At 60.4% G+C, this 17610-nt stretch carries 16 protein-coding genes and 1 pseudogene; 12 read left to right on the top strand and 5 right to left on the bottom strand.

Annotation, left to right across the window (positions count from 1 at the left end; translation table 11 throughout):
• The first annotated feature begins 133 nt into the window (after positions 1–133).
• From ACYG97_RS16610 to ACYG97_RS16600, 3 genes are all read left to right on the top strand, one after another.
• A complete protein-coding gene (locus ACYG97_RS16610; protein WP_023669887.1) occupies positions 134–1111 on the top strand; it encodes a chromate resistance protein ChrB domain-containing protein in 978 nt (325 codons plus the stop codon).
• 17 nt (positions 1112–1128) lie between these two features.
• A complete protein-coding gene (chrA, locus tag ACYG97_RS16605; protein ID WP_031197581.1) occupies positions 1129–2544 on the top strand; it encodes a chromate efflux transporter in 1416 nt (471 codons plus the stop codon).
• Positions 2545–2630: 86 nt separating this feature from the next.
• Positions 2631–3668, top strand: a complete 1038-nt coding sequence (locus ACYG97_RS16600) for a Cj0069 family protein (protein ID WP_031201381.1) — start codon at positions 2631–2633, stop codon at positions 3666–3668.
• 229 nt (positions 3669–3897) lie between these two features.
• On the opposite strand, the gene ACYG97_RS16595 is transcribed toward ACYG97_RS16600, so the two are convergent.
• Positions 3898–4542 (bottom strand): TetR/AcrR family transcriptional regulator, encoded by a 645-nt coding sequence (locus tag ACYG97_RS16595; RefSeq protein WP_023669890.1) that lies wholly within the window; start codon positions 4540–4542, stop codon positions 3898–3900.
• Positions 4543–4695: 153 nt separating this feature from the next.
• Here ACYG97_RS16595 and ACYG97_RS16590 point away from each other — a divergent pair, with 153 nt between their 5' ends.
• The 7 genes from ACYG97_RS16590 (at position 4696) to ACYG97_RS16560 (ending at position 10935) form a co-directional block, all read left to right on the top strand.
• Entirely contained in the window at positions 4696–5508 is an 813-nt protein-coding gene (locus ACYG97_RS16590) for a class I SAM-dependent methyltransferase (RefSeq protein WP_050588535.1), read from the top strand.
• A gap of 7 nt (positions 5509–5515) precedes the next feature.
• Complete coding sequence (locus ACYG97_RS16585; RefSeq protein ID WP_156940642.1) at positions 5516–6190, top strand: hypothetical protein; 675 nt, start codon at positions 5516–5518, stop codon at positions 6188–6190.
• An 87-nt stretch (positions 6191–6277) separates the two neighbouring features.
• A complete protein-coding gene (locus ACYG97_RS16580) occupies positions 6278–6922 on the top strand; it encodes a DUF1007 family protein (protein WP_460221597.1) in 645 nt (214 codons plus the stop codon).
• A gap of 20 nt (positions 6923–6942) precedes the next feature.
• On the top strand, positions 6943–7659 hold the full coding sequence (locus tag ACYG97_RS16575) for a HoxN/HupN/NixA family nickel/cobalt transporter (RefSeq protein WP_023669894.1): 717 nt from the start codon (positions 6943–6945) through the stop codon (positions 7657–7659).
• Between the two features lie 478 nt (positions 7660–8137).
• Entirely contained in the window at positions 8138–9481 is a 1344-nt protein-coding gene (locus ACYG97_RS16570; RefSeq protein WP_023669895.1) for a hemolysin family protein, read from the top strand.
• Between the two features lie 949 nt (positions 9482–10430).
• Positions 10431–10568 (top strand): YHYH domain-containing protein, encoded by a 138-nt coding sequence (locus ACYG97_RS16565; RefSeq protein ID WP_023669898.1) that lies wholly within the window; start codon positions 10431–10433, stop codon positions 10566–10568.
• A gap of 115 nt (positions 10569–10683) precedes the next feature.
• Complete coding sequence (locus tag ACYG97_RS16560; protein WP_245263712.1) at positions 10684–10935, top strand: hypothetical protein; 252 nt, start codon at positions 10684–10686, stop codon at positions 10933–10935.
• 282 nt (positions 10936–11217) lie between these two features.
• Here the strand turns inward: ACYG97_RS16560 and ACYG97_RS16555 are convergent.
• Positions 11218–11447 (bottom strand): annotated as a pseudogene (locus tag ACYG97_RS16555) (hypothetical protein).
• Positions 11448–12261: 814 nt separating this feature from the next.
• Between ACYG97_RS16555 and ACYG97_RS16550 the strand changes: the two are divergent.
• Positions 12262–12573 (top strand): DUF736 domain-containing protein, encoded by a 312-nt coding sequence (locus tag ACYG97_RS16550; protein WP_023669902.1) that lies wholly within the window; start codon positions 12262–12264, stop codon positions 12571–12573.
• An 88-nt stretch (positions 12574–12661) separates the two neighbouring features.
• On the opposite strand, the gene ACYG97_RS16545 is transcribed toward ACYG97_RS16550, so the two are convergent.
• From ACYG97_RS16545 to ACYG97_RS16535, 3 genes are all read right to left on the bottom strand, one after another.
• Positions 12662–13192, bottom strand: a complete 531-nt coding sequence (locus ACYG97_RS16545; protein ID WP_023669903.1) for a Ros/MucR family transcriptional regulator — start codon at positions 13190–13192, stop codon at positions 12662–12664.
• A gap of 538 nt (positions 13193–13730) precedes the next feature.
• Positions 13731–13979, bottom strand: a complete 249-nt coding sequence (locus tag ACYG97_RS16540; protein ID WP_023669904.1) for a conjugal transfer protein TraD — start codon at positions 13977–13979, stop codon at positions 13731–13733.
• A gap of 1 nt (position 13980) precedes the next feature.
• Complete coding sequence (locus tag ACYG97_RS16535; RefSeq protein WP_023669905.1) at positions 13981–14307, bottom strand: conjugal transfer protein TraD; 327 nt, start codon at positions 14305–14307, stop codon at positions 13981–13983.
• A gap of 172 nt (positions 14308–14479) precedes the next feature.
• Between ACYG97_RS16535 and traA the strand changes: the two genes are divergently transcribed.
• A complete protein-coding gene (gene traA, locus ACYG97_RS16530) occupies positions 14480–17527 on the top strand; it encodes a Ti-type conjugative transfer relaxase TraA (protein ID WP_023669906.1) in 3048 nt (1015 codons plus the stop codon).
• Positions 17528–17610 lie beyond the last annotated feature (83 nt).

Raw genomic sequence — 17610 nt, 5'->3', positions numbered from 1 at the left:
CTTCGACAACCGACGATGAGCTTCGCCCGCATTGAAGTATGGTGTCTCTGCGGATTTTGGCCATTTAGTATGGTTTGCGCATGAGTCATGATACAAGTGTTGCATCTAATTCAGTCCATGATACGGTTCACTTATGAGTGAGGGGCAATCGCAGGAGCAGCGCTGGCTGCTCCTGATTTATCAGCTGCCAAGCAAGCCCGCCTATTTCCGGGTGAAGATCTGGCGACGGTTGCAAGGCATCGGCGCGGTCGCAGTCAAAAGCACCGTTTACGCCCTGCCGGCGAATGCCGAGATGCAGGAGGATTTCGAATGGCTTCTGAAGGAGATCGTCGCCGGCGGCGGCGAGGCCATGATTTGCGAGGCGCGCCTTGTCGACGGTCTGTCGGACGCGCAGGTGCGGGCGATGTTCGACGCGGCCCGTGATGCCGACTATGCGGAGATCGCTGGGGAAGCGCGCGAGCTGGCTGCAGCGATTGGGGCCGACGCGACATCGGAAAAACACGCAGAAGCGCGTCCGCAACTTGGTCGCTTGCGCAAGCGGCTCACTGAAGTGGTGATGATCGACTTTTTTGGTGCCAGCGGTCGCCTCACGATCGAGGGACTGATCGCCGAACTTGAAACACAGCTTACAGAGGACAAGGCCATGACCAAGGAACCGAAGAAGGCCGCCGAGCCGAGCGAGCTCAAGGGCCGAATCTGGGTCACGCGCCGGGACGTGCATGTCGACCGCATCGCCTGCAGTTGGCTGATCCGCCGGTTCATCGATGCTGACGCGATCATCCGCTTCGTAGCGGGCAAGGGATACGTGCCAAAGGAGGGGGAATTGCGCTTCGACATGTTCGAAGGCGAAATCACCCATGAGGGCGATCGCTGCAGCTTCGAAGTTCTGCTTACCCGCGCCGGCATCAATGATCCGGCACTCCAGGCCATCGCCGAGATCGTCCATGACATCGACCTCAAGGACAACAAGTTCGGTCGCGAGGAGGCGACTGGGATTGCCAGTCTGATTGCAGGCATCGCCATGGCGAACGAGAGCGACGAACAGCGGATCGCGCAGGGCGCTCCTGTCTTCGACAACCTCTATCAGTATTTCCGCAAGAAACGCGGATGACCGCAGGGACTCAAACTATGGCCAATCTGGAGCAGTCCGTCACGACGCCGCCATCTCTGGCCGAAACCCACGACCATGACATTTCGTTTGCGGACGCCATGCGAGTATGGGCCCGCGTTGCAATGCTCAGCTTCGGCGGCCCGGCCGGCCAGATCGCCATGATGCATCGGATCGTCGTTGAGGAAAAGCGCTGGATCGGCGAGACGAGATTCCTGCATGCGCTCAACTACTGCACGCTGCTGCCCGGTCCGGAGGCGCAGCAATTGGCCATCTATATTGGCTGGCTCATGCACAAGACCAAAGGCGGCCTCGTCGCGGGAATCCTGTTCGTGCTGCCAGGCGCGGTCGCCATCATGGTCCTGAGCTGGATCTACGCCATCTTCGGCAACGTTGGCGCTATCCAGGCGCTCTTCTTCGGCCTGAAGGCGGCGGTTCTGGCCATCGTGCTCGAAGCGGTCCTGCGGATCGGCAGGAGGGCGCTCAGGAACAATGTGATGGTCGGCCTCGCTGCGGCAGCCTTCATCGCCCTGTTCTTCTTCCATGCACCGTTCCCGCTGGTCATCCTGGTTGCGGCCGTGATCGGCTACGTCGGGGGCAAGATGGGTTGGGCCGCATTCCAGCCAGGCAATGGACATGGCAAGCTTGGTGGCAAGCAGGTCGATGATGTCGACTCGGCGCTTGGCGAAGGGATGCCGGCGCATGCCCGGCCATCCATCGAATGGTCGCTGAAGATTGCGGCGGTGTTTCTGCTGCTATGGTTCGTTCCGGTCCTTTTCTTGTTGCTGTTTCTTGGGCAAGGCAATGTCTTCACCGACATCGCCATCTTCTTTTCCAAGATGGCGGTGGTGACGTTCGGCGGGGCCTATGCGGTGCTTGCCTATGTCGCCCAGCAAGGAGTCGAGCACTATGGCTGGCTGAAGCCTGGAGAAATGCTGGATGGCCTCGGCATGGCCGAAACAACGCCGGGTCCGCTGATCATGGTCACTCAATTCGTTGGTTTCATGGGAGCATTCCGGGAGCCGGGGGTTCTTAACGCGTTGGTCGCTGGAACGCTCGGCGGCCTTCTGACGACGTGGGTGACCTTCGTCCCGTGCTTCCTGTGGATATTTCTCGGCGCGCCGTACATAGAGACGATGCGCAGCAACAAGGCCCTGTCAGCCGCACTGTCGACCATCACGGCAGCGGTGGTTGGAGTGATCCTGAACCTCGCGGTGTGGTTCGCGCTTCATGTCCTGTTTCGCGATTTGCATGAGATCGGCTTGCTGGGCATGAGGCTCGACGTGCCAGTCCTCGGTTCCCTCAACATTCCGTCTCTCGTACTGACCCTCGGTGCGATGCTGGCGGTATTCCGCTTCAAGGTCGGCGTGATCCCGATGCTAGCGGCATGTTCGATCCTGGGCGTGCTTTTCGGCGTCGCGGCGGGCTCGGTCTAGGGCGATCTTTCTGCTCGGATGCGAGCATCGCAGTCTATTTCGTATCGGGGCTGCCTGATGGGCGAGCAAGTAGGAGGCGAGGTATAATGGGCACGAGGCGAGTGGCTTTGGTCTGGCGCGGTGACCGGGAGGCGCGTCGCACGGCGACACCGCAGAACAACCGGTTTCATCGCGTGTTCGAGGAACTCGCTGCGATCGGTGTTCACGCCGAACCGGCCGTTTATGACGAAGAGTTTGCCGAGGAGGTTCGGACCCAGCTCCTGGCGACGGACGGCGTGCTGGTCTGGGTCGATCCCTTGCACGAGGGAAAAACCCGTGCGGTGCTTGACCCGCTGCTGCGCGACGTGGCGGCACGCGGCCCCTGGGTGAGTGCACATCCAGACGTGATCCTGAAAATGGGCGTGAAGGAAGTTCTGCACCGTACGAAGCATCTCGGATGGGGAACCGATACTTACCTCTACGGCTCCGCCGAGGCTTTTCGCGAGGCGTTTCCGGAGCGGCTTCGAACGGCCGGTCCACGGGTGCTGAAGCAGAACCGCGGCAATGGCGGCCAGGGAGTATGGAAGGTCGAGCTGATCGGTTCGCTTCCTGGCGGAGAGCCGGCGGTTCGGGTGCTGCACGCGCGACGCGGCAGTACGCCGGAAGAACTCGCACTGCCGGATTTCATGGCGCGCTGCGAGGTGTATTTGACACCCGATGGCTGCATCGTGGATCAGCCATTCCAACCGCGTTTACCCGACGGGATGATCCGCTGTTACATGGGCGCCGACAAGGTGGTCGGCTTTGGCCACCAGTTCATCAAGGCCCTAATCCCGCCACCTCCTGAAGGGCCAGATTCCGAGGCTGCGCAACCAGGGCCGCGGATAATGCATCCCGCCACGGCCGAACCGTTTCAGTCGCTGCGGACCAATATGGAAACCGGGTGGACGCCGCAAATGATGGCTGTGCTAGGCGTCGATGCCAGGTCGCTGCCGATCATTTGGGATGCCGATTTTCTCTACGGACCACGGACTGTGTCAGGTGAAGACACGTATGTGCTTTGTGAGATCAACGTCAGCTCGGTCTTTGCCATCCCCGATCAAGCGCCGGCCGAAATAGCTCGACTCGTTGCCATGCGATTTTGAATCGACGAAGATTGGCGGTCCGAGTGAGGCTCTGGCCGAACGCGGTTCGGCGGTCAGTCCGATGGTCGCCGGACCCCTGCTTGCCGTTTCCGGTTTCGGCTGACCAATTCTCGTCGCCGGTGGCTTGAACACCATCTACGAAATCCTTTGCTCATGACGTTTCGCAAGATTCGGCCGCCCGAGGAACGTTAGCCTCAACCGGCGCGAGATCTGGATTTGGAAGGTCTTGCTAGGGTGACCGCCCCGGAAGAGCTGAACCCGCCATCCGCTGGAACAGGTCGTCGACCTGGGCCGGCGATAGGCTGGAGTCCTCGGCGATCCACCAGGCAAGCACCGAGAGAAAGGCTCCCGATATGAACTGGACGACGAATTCCAGCGGCACGCCCGCGTCGCCGATCCGCTTGCCAGACAGTTCGGTTCGCACTGCGCGCCGTATGCGTTCACGCAATTGATCGTGGATCGTGTCGCCGCTGCTCGCAAGTAGCGCTTTGTGAAGCGACCGGAACGCCCGCGCGTGCTCGAACATCGGCAGGCTGAATTCGAACAGGCGATTGCCTGTCTTTTCGTCTGCCGACACGCGCCTGCTCAGCGACAGCAGATGCGCCTCAAGGGCCGCGCTGCGCAATTCGTCCTTGCCGGCATAGTGCGTATAGAAGGTCGACCTGCCGACATCAGCTTTCTGGCAGATGTCTTCCACGGTGAGAGCCGCATAGCCGCACTCTGGGATCAGAGCAATCAGCGCGTCCTGCAGCATGGCGCGCGTGCGCGCGACACGACGGTCGATCGTACCCCTGTCGTCGGGCCGCTCGATTTTAATGGTCATTGCTCTTTCCACCGTGCGGTTTGGAACGTTCAGCGGTCCGTTGTCCAGCAACAGCGCTAATGGACAATCTGTCCAGTATGATACGCCGAGTCCAGAAGCTCAAGAATGCCTTGAGCACTCCGGAAACGGACGAGGAGGCAAAAGGAAATGCACCAATTTGGTCATCGGGCTGGAAACGGACAGCATTCGCGAAAGGGTGTTATTATGCTTGCCGTGCTCGTCAAACTGTCGCTGGTCAGCGGTTTTCTACTAATGCTTCATTTCGGGGACGGCTATCTCAATGCCGGTGCTTGGACGGCTGCAGTCCACGGCCTCATCCTCGCTGCGGTCGCGGCATTCGCACTCTGGGGCGGCTTCCATCACATGCGGACTGCCGGCGCGCATGGCGCCGGCGAAAGGGGCATCGGCATCGTCCTGCATAGGGCGGTCGGCTATGACCTGCTTGCGCGCGTCCTGACTTGGGGCCGCGAGGACCGGTTCCGTGAATTCATGCTGCGTCTGGCAAGGCTCCAGCCCGGCGAGGCGATGCTCGATGTCGCCTGCGGTACGGGCACGCTTGCCATAGCCGCGAGACGGTTGGTCGGAGCGGTCGGACGCGTCACGGGCGTCGACGCATCGGTCGAAATGGTCGAGAGGGCGCGCGTCAAGGCTACGCGAGCCGGCGTTGATCTTACCTTCGTCCAGGCGACGGCCCAGGAACTTCCCTTCGAGGATGGCCAATTCGACATCGTGATCGGTACGCTCATGCTGCATCACCTGCCGAAACCCGACCGATCGACCTTCTTCCGTGAAGCGGAGCGGGTTCTGAAGCCGGGAGGCCGACTGCTGCTGATCGACTTCGGAAGGCCGCTGCACGAATCCAGATTGCCGAGGCTCCATCGGCACGGGCATATCGACATGAATGCGGTCGGAACTCTACTGGTCGAGACAGGCTTCAGGGTCGACGATACCGGCGCCGTCGGGACCATGAACCTCGATTATGTGCGCGCGACCACGGACAAGATCCTGCCTGCCTGAGCGCGGCATGCCGCGGCGACCGGACCGGGCGCGCCGCCGCCAGGAACACGCGCGGGCCGGTAGTCGCGGGCCGCGCTGCATTGCGTGCGTAGCCGCCGCGGCGCTATCTTGCCGATTGGCTATCCCGGCCTGCTTCGATACGCGAGTCTACCGAATGCCCAAGACCTACTTGTCCTTGACGCTTGCGGCCGCATGGTTGGCATCACCGCTTGCGCATGCCGATGGCGTCGACCGGGCGCTGGATGCCTTCCACGCGACATGCCTGGCGCACGGCCCCGACTTCGAGCGAACCGCGACATTGGCAAAGACGCGCGGATGGACGCCGCTCGTCGACGGCGCGGCACTTGCTCCTGTGGATGCCATGAAGGCGTTCCGCGGATGGCAGGTCACCGGCGACGACCTTCCGGCCGGAACGATGGTCGCGGTGACCAGGGCTACCATGGACGGCAGGTCCGTCCAGACCTGCTCGCTCAAGCTTTTCGATGTCGACCGCGCCGAGTTTGAAAAACGGTTCTTCCACCGCACCGACGCCGAAAAAATCGGCGAGGAGAGGAAGGGCAGGCAGGTTTCCCGGCTGTTCATACTGATCGCGGGCAATCGCAAGCAGCTCGTGCATTTGACGTCGCCAGCCGTTCGGAGCACAGCGAACGCCATCATAGCAAGTTCGATCGTCGATGATTGAAAAGGCTTCGCGGGCCGCGTCCCAATTTAGCCTGCTTGCGCTGCCAGATCACTCGGTTGGCGCGCAATGACGAGAAAGCGAGCGCAAATGCGACTGACCAGCACGATTTTTGGCATGGCGCTCCTGCTCGCCTCCACCGTCGCGGTCGGCGCTCATCCTCATGTCTTCGCGGAAGCCCGTTTGGACCTAACGGTTGGCGCTGACAAGTCGGTCAAGTCGCTCAAGCATCTCTGGCGGTTCGACGAGCTCTTCTCCTCGACGGTGCTGATGGAGTTCGACAAGAATTCCGACCTTACTCTGGACGCCGAAGAACTCGACGCCGCCGCCCTCACCATCCATGCCTCACTGGAAGAATACAATTATTTCCAAATGGTCACTGTGGAAGGCAAGGACGTGGCGATGACGCCGCCGGCGAGGCTGGTCACTAGCTACGAGAACAATCAACTCGTCATCCAATTCGAGACGCAGCCGAAAGACACGTTGGCGCTCGCCGGCAAGGTGAGCATCGGCGTCTACGATCCGACCTTCTACACCGCGATCGATTTCACCGATGACGATAAGATCGCCGTGGCTGGCCTACCGAAAGATTGCACGAGGGCAGTCGTCCGCCCCGATCCGAATACCGCAATCGCACAGAATCAGACGAAATTGACGGATGCCTTCTTCAGCGATCCGACCGGAACCGATCTCGGCAAGATATTCGCGACACGCCTTGAATTGACGTGCGGTTGAAGCGGCGGAACGGATAGAACGTGTTTTTCCAAACCCTGGTCGAGTTTCAACGCACGATATACTTGGCGCTCGCCGAACAGATCAAATTGCTGTCAGCCGGGGGCGACTGGCTGGCGTTCACTGCCTTCCTGCCGATGGGTGTCCTGTTCGGAGCTGCGCATGCTTTGACACCCGGACACAGCAAAGCCGTGCTGGCTACCTATTTGGCCGGATCGGATGCCAGCATCCGTCGCGGCCTACTGGTGTCGCTGACACTCTCCTTCACCCATGTCACGATTGCCGTTGTGATTGCAGCCCTCTCGTTGCCATTGGTCTCGATTGCGCTGGGCAGCGTCGGCCGGGCGCCGCTTTTGGAGGATGTCAGTCGTGGCCTGCTCGGGTTAATTGGTCTGTGGATGCTTTGGCGGGCGCTCAGCCACGGTCATCACCATCAGCATGAAGGCGAGGTTGTGGGCGTCATGGCCGGCCTGATCCCATGTCCATTGACGCTCTTCGCGATGACCTTCGCGATCTCAAGAGGTGTTCCGGTCGCGGGCATACTCTTTGCAATCACCATGATGGCCGGCGTGGCACTGACGTTGTCTTGCGTGGCAGTTCTGTCGATCCTGTTTCGGGAACGGCTGGTGCATTTCTTCGACCGTCGGCCGCGCCTGTTCGATGTGATATCGCGAACTATCGAAGGTACCGCCGGCCTTATTCTTACTGGCGTGGCTGTCTGGCAAATCTCGTCGAAATGAGAAAGTTTGACCGACCGCCAAGGCCACAGCGATTCTCATAGGGATCACATTGCAATTAACGACGTCGTGCCATTAAGTGCCGGCACGCGTGGTTCGGGTTTGGGTTTAGAACATTGAGCGACCGTCAGAAGATCATTTGGATGATAGCGCTGGCGATCCTCGCCGGCATCGCGGTGATATTGCTAAATCACTGGATCAAAGGCGATCTCTACGCGGCGGGTCCATTGACTTCGACTACCCAGACGCCACATTTAGTTCGGCCGGCATGACCGGTTCTTTTTCTATCCGATTTCTGGCCCGCCGGTTCGCGCCGGCGGATTTTTTGCGGGGGTAGGATACTCAGCGCGGATTTGGCTATCTTGCCCCTGATTGTCAGAGGCGGAGCTGCGGTGATCGCTCCGCAATGATGGCCAACGGCGGTTTCACGACGGCATACGCGCTTGAGAGATGAGAGTGGCTGTTTCATAAAGAGGATATCATGCCTGCGGACGATGGTAGTCTACGCGACATTCTTGGAATTCTGTTGGTTCTCCTACTCGTAGGCGCCAACGGTTTCTTTGTCGCCGCCGAATTTGCGCTGGTCGCGGTTAGACGAAGCCGCGTCGACGAATTGGCTACAGCTGGACGCTCGAACGCCAGCCTCCTTCAACGGGCTTTGGTGAATCTCGATGCGAACCTTGCAGCAACTCAGCTCGGCATCACCATCTCATCGCTGGCGCTCGGTTGGGTCGGCGAGCCTGCACTCGCTCATCTGATCGAGCCACTCCTCTTGGGAGTGATGGGGTCGCTGGCCACGGCAGCTTCGCACACCATTGCCGTCGCAATCGCCTTCATCATCATAACCGCGCTACACATTGTCCTGGGTGAACTAGCGCCGAAAAGTCTGGCGCTCCAGCGCAGCGAGAGCACGGCACTTCGGGTCGTCCGCCCTCTCGGTCTGTTCCTGTTCCTGCTCAGGCCGGCGATTCTTGTTCTCAACGGTCTCGGCAATCTGGTGCTGCGTCTGTGCGGTCTGCGTCCGGGCACAGGCGAGGAGTCCTTGCATTCGCCCGAAGAGCTGAAGCTGCTCGTGGCGGCAAGCCAGGAGGCAGGGCTCCTTCATCAGACGCAACAGGAACTGGTCGAGCGTGTCTTCAACATCGGCGATCGGCGCATTGCCGACATCATGACACCGCGACGCGATATCGACTGGATCGATACCGACGACATCCCTGACGAGATTCTGCGCACCATCCGGCAATGTCGCCATGAGCAGCTTCTGGTCGGCCGTGGGGGGATAGACGAACCGCTTGGCATGATTCTGAAGAAGGACCTTCTCGACCAGGTGCTCGACGGCAAAACGCTTGACCCGATGGCGGTCATCCGAGAACCTTTGATCGTTCACGAGGCAACGCCGATTTTCCGTGTACTCGATCAGTTCAAGCGGACGCCGGTGCGTCTGGCGATCGTCATCGACGAATATGGCGCTCTGGAGGGGATCGTCACCCAGACCGATCTGCTCGAAGCCATCGCAGGCGACCTTCCTGACCTGGACAATGAGGACCCTGATGTCATCGAGCGCGATGACGGGTCCTTGCTCATCGACGGAATGATGCTGGCGCACGATGCGTTCGCTCGCCTAGGATTCCGATCGGGGTCTGCCGAAGGGGATTTTCACACGATCGCTGGGTTCGCCTTGTCAAGCCTTGGGCACTTGCCGGAAGCCGGTGAGCACTTTGACTACGAGGGCTGGCGCTTCGAGATCCTCGATATGGATGGAAGGCGGATCGACAAGCTGCTCGCTCGCCGTGAGCCGCCTACATCCAAGCCGGCAACCAGTTGAGACTGACCGCGCGACAGGCCGGTAAGCCGGCCGGCCTTTTGCGCGCGAATATTCCCACTTTTCGAACCCACGCTCCCACAGTAGTCCCTATCCACAAACGCCCGTCAGTTCGCCCAGGACGCGTATCCGCTGGAGTCACAGTGACTGGTGAGCGTCTTCGCGTCGCGCTATGTGATCAATGGAACCGACAGTTGAGGGTCTAAATGGACGCCAAGAGCGCCGTCTGGCTGATTATTGGGGTCCTGGTGGTGCTAGTGGTGGCCTTTCTCACCGCAATGGCATTCGGGCTGCTATGAGTCAGCCAGGCTGATCGACACTCGCCACAGGCCGTTGTGACCGCCGGGGCGGTGGCACCCCCATTACCACAGCGACTGCGCGACGGAGGGACATGTCGGTTGCGTGTCGACGAACGACCACAGATGCGGCATGCGGCAATTTTTTGCGGCGAAGAATGATTTTTGAATCGTGTACAGAAGTCATGGCCAAGACCAATCCCAAATCCCCTGATTTTCCGCCGCCGCGCCGTTGACCCGCTTTGAGAAAGCCGAGTTCGCGAAGCTTTGCGATCCGAAAGGCCGTCGCAAATCAACTTGCGCCGACAGATGCCTCGCTGGTCTGTGATCTGGTAACGGCGAGGTCGCGCTCATCGCCATGCGAGCCCTGTTCAAGCGCGCTGTGGCCGATTGCAGCGACTCCGAATTTCTTTCGACGAAACGACATCTGCTGTCGATCACCAGCGGCATTGACCGGACAACGGCGGCCACGCAAAAGATGGCCGCGCAATTGGGCGTCTAAGTCCGTCGCTCGCCATTTCATCGGCCGATCTTGATGCGCGGGAGCAATATTGGATATTGAACATCGGCACTTAACCAGTAGGTAATTTGCAATCAGCCAGTTGTGCTAACTCCACGATAGTGCTCTTCTGTCCGAATTATCTTGGGAGGGCGATATGAAATCCACAATTCTTGCCGCCATGGCGGCTTTGACCATGTTGGCATTTTCGGTGGATACCTTCGCACACGGCGGCGGCACCGATGCCAATGGGTGCCATACCAACCACAAGACTGGCGAGTATCACTGCCACTGATATCAGGACCAAATTGCGTGATTTGGGTTCGTGCGAGTAGGCATATTCGCGGCGCCTGGATAGCAGCGTTGCTCACCATGGGGGGGCGCAGATGAGAATTCGAAGGCTGTTCCACTTGGGCACATTGATGCTTGCGGCGGCATCAGCCACGCCATGTCATGCGCAGGGGACTTTCGGAGGAAATGACTGCACCGAAGATTGTTCCGGGCATAAAGCTGGCTACGACTGGGCTGAGCAAAATCAGATTTCCAACGACAGCGACTGCAGCTCAAACAGCCAATCATTTAATGAGGGTTGCCAAACCTTCGTCGAAGACCCGTCTCGCGGTTCGGACGAAGACGATGAAGGCGAAGAGATAGACGACTGAGATACAGCGCTGATTCGGATAAGGATCCAGCCGGCGGCTTCCCGTCGTGTAGGCGCGGTCGCTTTTGGTGTGGCATCTTTCATCGGCTGCGCTCATGCCGAAGACGCGTGCGACCCAAACTACGCGGGAGCCTGCGTTCCAATCGCCAGCGACGTCGATTGCTCCTCCGGAAAGGGCAATGGTCCGCCTATGTACGCGGCCCGGTCACTGTTGTCGGCAGGGATATCTATGATCTGGACCGCGACGGCGATGGGATCGGCTGCGAAAACGGCTAGAGCCACGCTACGGCTTGGACGGCCCTGTCCCGTTCCACTGGATGAACGCCACTTCCTTCCCGGTGACTTCCCGCACGGCTTTCAACAGCACCTCATGCAGGACGCGCGTCTGCCGGTAGTCGTCGCTATGGGGCGATATAAACGGCTGATGATACTTAAGTGCAGTGCCTCCGCTGCCGTCGCAAAGCGCTCAATTTCAGCCTGTGATAATTGCTGCGAACCTTTCGACCTGGCCATGTCCTATCCTCGAAATCTCTCTGTGTGCCAGACGACCTTGCCGTCGATCTTCATCGGCTTGTGGATCATCAAGCGCTTCGGCAGATGCTCGGGATGCACCTCCAAACCAATGGTCGAACCGGGAATTTCCACCACTCTTATCGGGAAAGTCACGCAGCGCATCACCTCGGCGTCAGACGCCCGGCGTGAATCCGACCTTCCAGCAATGCCTCACCGCGCGTCGGCGTGACCGCAGCGGGAACATTCGGCCATGCGGTGGAGGATCAGGTGTGGCGCATCTATAGGAAATCGTCGGCATCTGTCGGCTTAGAAGTGCTGCCCTCAGCAATCAATTGGTCGCCTTCGGAGCCGCCCTGAACGCGATGACGATTCAGCCCAAAGATTAGGGAAATCGGACGTCCCTTCTTCACCGGTTAGGAGTAGGACCAACACCGCCCTGGCGCGTGAGGAAGGTCTGTGGCCGAAATTCAGAAGCGCAGGGCGCAAGCTACAATGGCCCTGACTGATCTTAGCCAATGTGGCGTTCCTTCCGGGTATTCTTTCCAGGCCACGCCCAAGGCGTCCTCGAATGGATTGGGTCTGACCGAAGACCGTCTTCGTTTCACTCCGTCTCGATCGTCTTCTCGCAACGTCGGCGCTGCGTTTTCTTCCCCTGTCCGCTGCGCGTCCATTCCTCACGGTCCAAGAAAGCCTCGCGTCGCCGTCTTCCACTTCGTTTCAGCCCCTTCGGGATGCAGACCGATCGTTTCCGGTCTCACGTCCACCATCGAGGCCGCGATGGGCGCGGCCCGAGAAAACACAAAGGAACATCACCATGGCTACGATCGGCACTTTCTCCCGCACCGCGAACGGCTTCTCCGGCTCGGTCAAGACCCTCAATCTCAACGTCAAGACGGTAACGTTCGCTCCGACGGATGGCGAAAATGAAAAGGGTCCCGACTTCCGCATCTTCGCTGGCGCCACCGAGTTCGGGGCGGCATGGAAGAAGACCTCGCGCGAGGGACGCGACTACCACTCGGTCAAGCTCGACGATCCCAGCTTCCCCGCTCCGATCTATGCGAGCCTGGTCGAGACCGACACCGAGGGTGAGTTCTCGCTCATCTGGTCACGCCGCGCCGCAGAGTGACCCGACAAAACACGAAGCCCCGCCGCAAGGCGGGGCTTTGCCATGTTCAGGTCCTATACAACTTGGCACGTCCGCTAGGTGCAGCGCGTTACGCTTTGGCCGGCGCCTTGCGGACCTTCTTCAGCGGCGACTTCATGGCCGCCGCAGTCGTCGCCGCTGCCGCCGCACGAGTAGCCCGTTTTGGTTTTTCCGCCGCGGCAGACGTGGGCGTCGCCGCCTTGCGCCCGAGCCCTATTGATTTCGCCAGAGCCGACCGGGTAGCCGCGTAGTTCGGCGCCACCATCGGATAGTCGGACGGCAGGTTCCATTTCTGCCGGTATTCGTCGGGGGTCAGGTTGAAGTGCTGAAGGTGCCGCTTGAGCGATTTGAATTTCCTTCCGTCTTCCAGACAGATGATGAAGTCAGGTGTCACCGATTTCTTGATCGAAACTGCCGGGTCCTGTTTTACCACAGGTTCTACCGCCGGCGTGCCGATGCCATTCAGGGCGGCATGGATGTCGCCGATGAGTTTCGGCAACTCGCCAACCGGTACTGGATTGTTCGATACATAGGCGGCGACAATGTCAGCCGTTATCGACACGGTATCCAGTTTGTTGCCTTGCTCGAGAGCAGTGGTCATATGATTTCCCTTTTTTGTATCGGATGAATTGAGCGACGTTTGATTTTTCTAGCCTGCCCACGGCGCAAATAGTACGTTTCTTCGTAAAATCCACCTCTTTTGCGCAACATGACAAGAGTAAGTTTCGCTTCTGTTGTCCCATCGGCTGGGATGCTTTTGCCTATCTCATCTAAAGCGAGGAGCTTCCTTCACTTTTCCGCCCGTTCCAGCTGTGCAGAGCAATGCCGCTGGCTCTCACCCTGGCTATAGAGTTTGTATCAATGCGCAGTGTGCATGATCGAATCTGGAGGGCGTGGGAGGTTTCGAGGGCACGATCTGGATTTTGAAGTTCGCTCATAGGGCAGCGCCCGCTTTGACGAGCGTCGCCAACGCGAGCCTTGCGCTCTATATGATCAGGATCAAGGCTCGCGAGAGAAGATTGTCGGCGGTCGCGAGGAGATCGCGAAAGCTTCCTGCGCAAGCGCTTGACTGCGGCGCTGGCACACCGGCGGAAGTTTGCTGTTCCGACTTCGGACTGGCCGCTGCTCGCCAACTGTGGCTATGTTCGCCAGTCCATCTGCTCTTCACGCCGTTCACCATCGAATGCCTGCTTTCCCTTCGCGGCCAAAAGCTCCCGGGCATGCTTACCGTCATGGCCCTGCAGCTTCGCGGCGATCCAGAGCATCGCGCCGTAGATGATTGCGCGATCGTCATTGGTGAGCTCGACAATGCCTGCCTTGAGGACGAGACCGCCAAGCTCGATCAGCTGTCGGGTGCGTTTGCGACGCTCCACCTGCCATGTTCTCATGTCATTGCGAGCCTGTGCCGCCTGCCGGCGATTGCGCGCTGCCCGATTGCGCTGGAGCGCCGCGAGGGTTGCGCTGAGATGCCGAAGCAGTTCGCCGGGACCTGCTCTCGAAAAACATCACCCCACGCTTAGCCCATGCCTCACGCTTTGCCGTGTCTTTCGTCTCAGTGATTGCGACCAGTGCGCCCGCCAGTTCGTCCGCGCTGAGCTGATCGGCGCCGGTGGCGATCACCAGCTCGCCAAGCTGCTGCACCTTTCTGGTTTTGAGCTCTCGCGCTTTTTCTTCCAGGGCTTGAAGTTCTGCGTCGAAGTCCCGCGGTTTGCGCATGGCTGTCTCCATCGGTTGTCGGTCGGAGGATGATAGGGGAGCGGCTGCCGGAAGGCTTCAGGGTCGCCGAGACAGCCCGGGACGGGCTGGTCCATCCCGAGATTTTTTCGAGGGAGGGCGCGCTTATACGTCGTGCCGACGTGGGCTTTGACGTGCAAATGATCTGGTCGCGATGGCGATCTATCATCTTCACGTCAAGGTCATTGGCCGCAAGGCAGGCTCAAGCGCTGTGGCGTCCGCCGCCTACCGCTCGGCCTCGCGGCTGCGTGACGAGCGGATAGAACGCAGCCACGACTTCTCCGCCAAGCGCGGTGTCGTTCATTCCGAGGTGATGCTGCCGGAGGATGCACCGGAGGCCTGGCGCGACCGCGAACGGCTTTGGAACGATGTCGAGGCGTTCGAGGTGAGGAAGGATGCGCAACTTGCCCGCGAGGTCGAGTTTGCGCTCCCGCGTGAACTCAGCCAGGCGCAAGGCATCGAGTTGGCGCGCGACTTCGTTCAGGCTGAGTTCGTAAGCCGGGGCATGGTCGCCGATCTCAATGTGCACTGGGACCGCGCAGAGGATGGAAGCCCCAAGCCGCATGCTCATGTCATGCTGACCATGCGGGCCGTGGACGAGAATGGTTTTGGCGCCAAGGTTCGAGACTGGAATGCTACCCAGCTGGTTGAGCGCTGGCGCGAGCGATGGGCGGAGCTGGCCAATGAACGCCTGGCCGAACTCGACATCGACGCGCACATCGATCATCGCAGTCTGGAAGCGCAGGGCATTTCACTGGAGCCGCAAACCCAGATTGGTGCGCCAGCACAGCGCATTGAGGGCAGTGGCCTTGCTGCTAGCGACATTGAAGCAGATCGCGCCGAACTGCATCGCGACATCGCGCGCAACAATGGTGCGCGCATCATTGCCGATCCATCCGTGGCGCTCGATGCCATCACGCACCAGCAATCGACTTTCACCCGAAAGGACATTGCGAAGTTCTCGCATCGGCACAGCGACGGAGTGGAGCAGTTCAACGCGGTCGTGGCAGCCATCAGCAACGCACCCGATCTGATTGAACTCGGCAAGGACGGACGTGGCGAAGATCGCTTCACCACTCGGCAGATGATCGACACCGAACAGCGCCTTCACCGCGCTGCGGAGCGTATCGATTTGGACGAGAGACACGCGGTGAGTAACGCACATCGCGAGGCGGCACTGGCGCGCGCAGCGCAACGCGGGCTTGTCCTTTCGAGCGAGCAGACCGATGCGCTGGCGCATATCACCGATAGAAACGGTCTTGGTGTCGTCGTCGGCTTTGCCGGAACGGGCAAGAGCGCCATGCTGGGCGTTGCGCGCCAGGCATGGGCAGCGGCGGGCTACGAGGTTCGAGGCGCCGCACTCTCCGGCATTGCCGCCGAGAATCTGGAAGGCGGATCAGGCATCTCATCACGCACCATCGCCAGTATGGAGCATAGCTGGGGACAGGGCCGCGATCTGCTCACAGCTCGCGATGTCCTGGTGATTGATGAGGCCGGCATGGTCGGCACGCGCCAGTTGGAGCGCGTGCTTTCCCATGCCGCCGACGTTGGCGCAAAAGTCGTACTCGTCGGCGATCCGCAGCAGTTGCAGGCGATCGAGGCCGGCGCCGCATTCCGTTCCATCCACGAGCGTCATGGCGGCGTCGAAATCGGTCAGGTTCGCCGGCAGCGTGAGGACTGGCAGCGCGATGCCACGCGCGATCTGGCAACCGGCAGGATCGGCGCCGCGATCGGCACCTACGATGCGCAAGGCATGGTGCATCAGGCTGCAACGCGCGACGAGGCGCGAGCTGAACTCGTCGAGCGCTGGGATCGCGACAGGCAGGCGCATCCAGAGGCAAGCCGGATCATCCTCACCCACACAAACAACGAGGTGAGCGCGCTCAACCAGGCAGCGCGCGAGCGCATGCGCGCTGCTGGCGATCTCGGCGACGAGGTTCAGGTGGATGTGGAACGCGGCCCAAGAAACTTCGCCAGCGGCGACCGGGTCATGTTCTTGCGCAACGAGCGCGGGCTTGGCGTCAAGAACGGCACGCTCGGCATTGTGGAAGAAGTCAGCAAACAAGGCATGACCGTGCGCACCGATGATGGCAGGTCGGTGCGGTTCGACCTGAAAGACTACGCGCACATCGACCACGGCAATGCCGCAACCATTCACAAGGCGCAGGGCATGACCGTCGACCGGACCCATGTGCTCGCCACGCCGGGCATGGATGCGCATGGCAGCTACGTCGCACTGTCGCGGCATCGAGACAGGATGGAGCTGCATTATGGGGCCGATGACTTCGCGACCCCCGAACGGCTGGTCCGCACGCTGTCACGCGACCGCGCCAAGGACATGGCGTCGGATTACGAGAAGGTCGACCCGGCGCAGAGCTATGCCGAGCGGCGCGGCATAACCTTCCGCGAGCGCGTGATAGAGATCGTGCGCCGCATCGTTCCGGAGAAGCTTCGCGACAGGATCGGCGGGCTGCTGGACGGGTTGCGCTCGCCTGGCGACGCCGGGCTTGACCAAGACCTTGGGCGCAGGCCGGGAAGGGAAGACGGTGGAGCGCGAGGCGACGATGCCGTCGCCGCGCCTGGAAGGGAAGCTTCCGCCAGAGGAGCGCAGCGCGACACGTCTGTGCCGGTGGACGCGGAAGCGGCGTTGCGCAGCGCTCGCACCCAGGCGCTTATTCGTCACGCGCGCGCTATCGACGCGATATCGCACAACGGAGATGCGGATGGGCTGGGCAGTCCCGAGCAGATGCGCGAGTTGAGGGATGCCCGTAGGGCCTTCGAGAAGGTGCGGCCCTTTGGCTGGCGCGATGCCGAAGCGGCTTATGTGAAAAATCCCGAACTTGTCCACGAGGCGGGGGCTGGCCGCGTCCGCCGCATCGTGCTTGCTCTCCAGCTTGAGACGGAAATCCGCACCGGGATGGACATCGATCCAGGCCGCCGCGCCGACCGTTTCGTCGAACGCTGGCAAAAGCTCGATCGGACGGGACGGGAGCAATATCAGGCCGGCGACATGTCCGGCTACAAGTCAACGCGCTCGGCCATGTCCGATATGGCCAAGAGCCTTGAACGCGATCCGCAGCTTGAATCCATGCTTGCCAATCATAAGAAGGCGCTTGGCATCGAGGTCGAATCCGGCCGGCGTCTGGGTGTGGAACTGGCATTCAGCCATGGCATCGGAAAGGGGCGGGGCCTTGGGCTCTGACACCCCTCCGATTTGCCACCGTTTTCACGCTACAGGCGGATGAAGCGAAAAATCGGATTGCCTCCGGCATGGGTTCGTCCTGT

It is taken from the genome of Mesorhizobium sp. W067 (assembly GCF_054719525.1).
The sequence above is the reverse complement of the archived record's forward strand: the minus strand, read 5'-3'. Positions and strand labels throughout refer to the sequence as shown.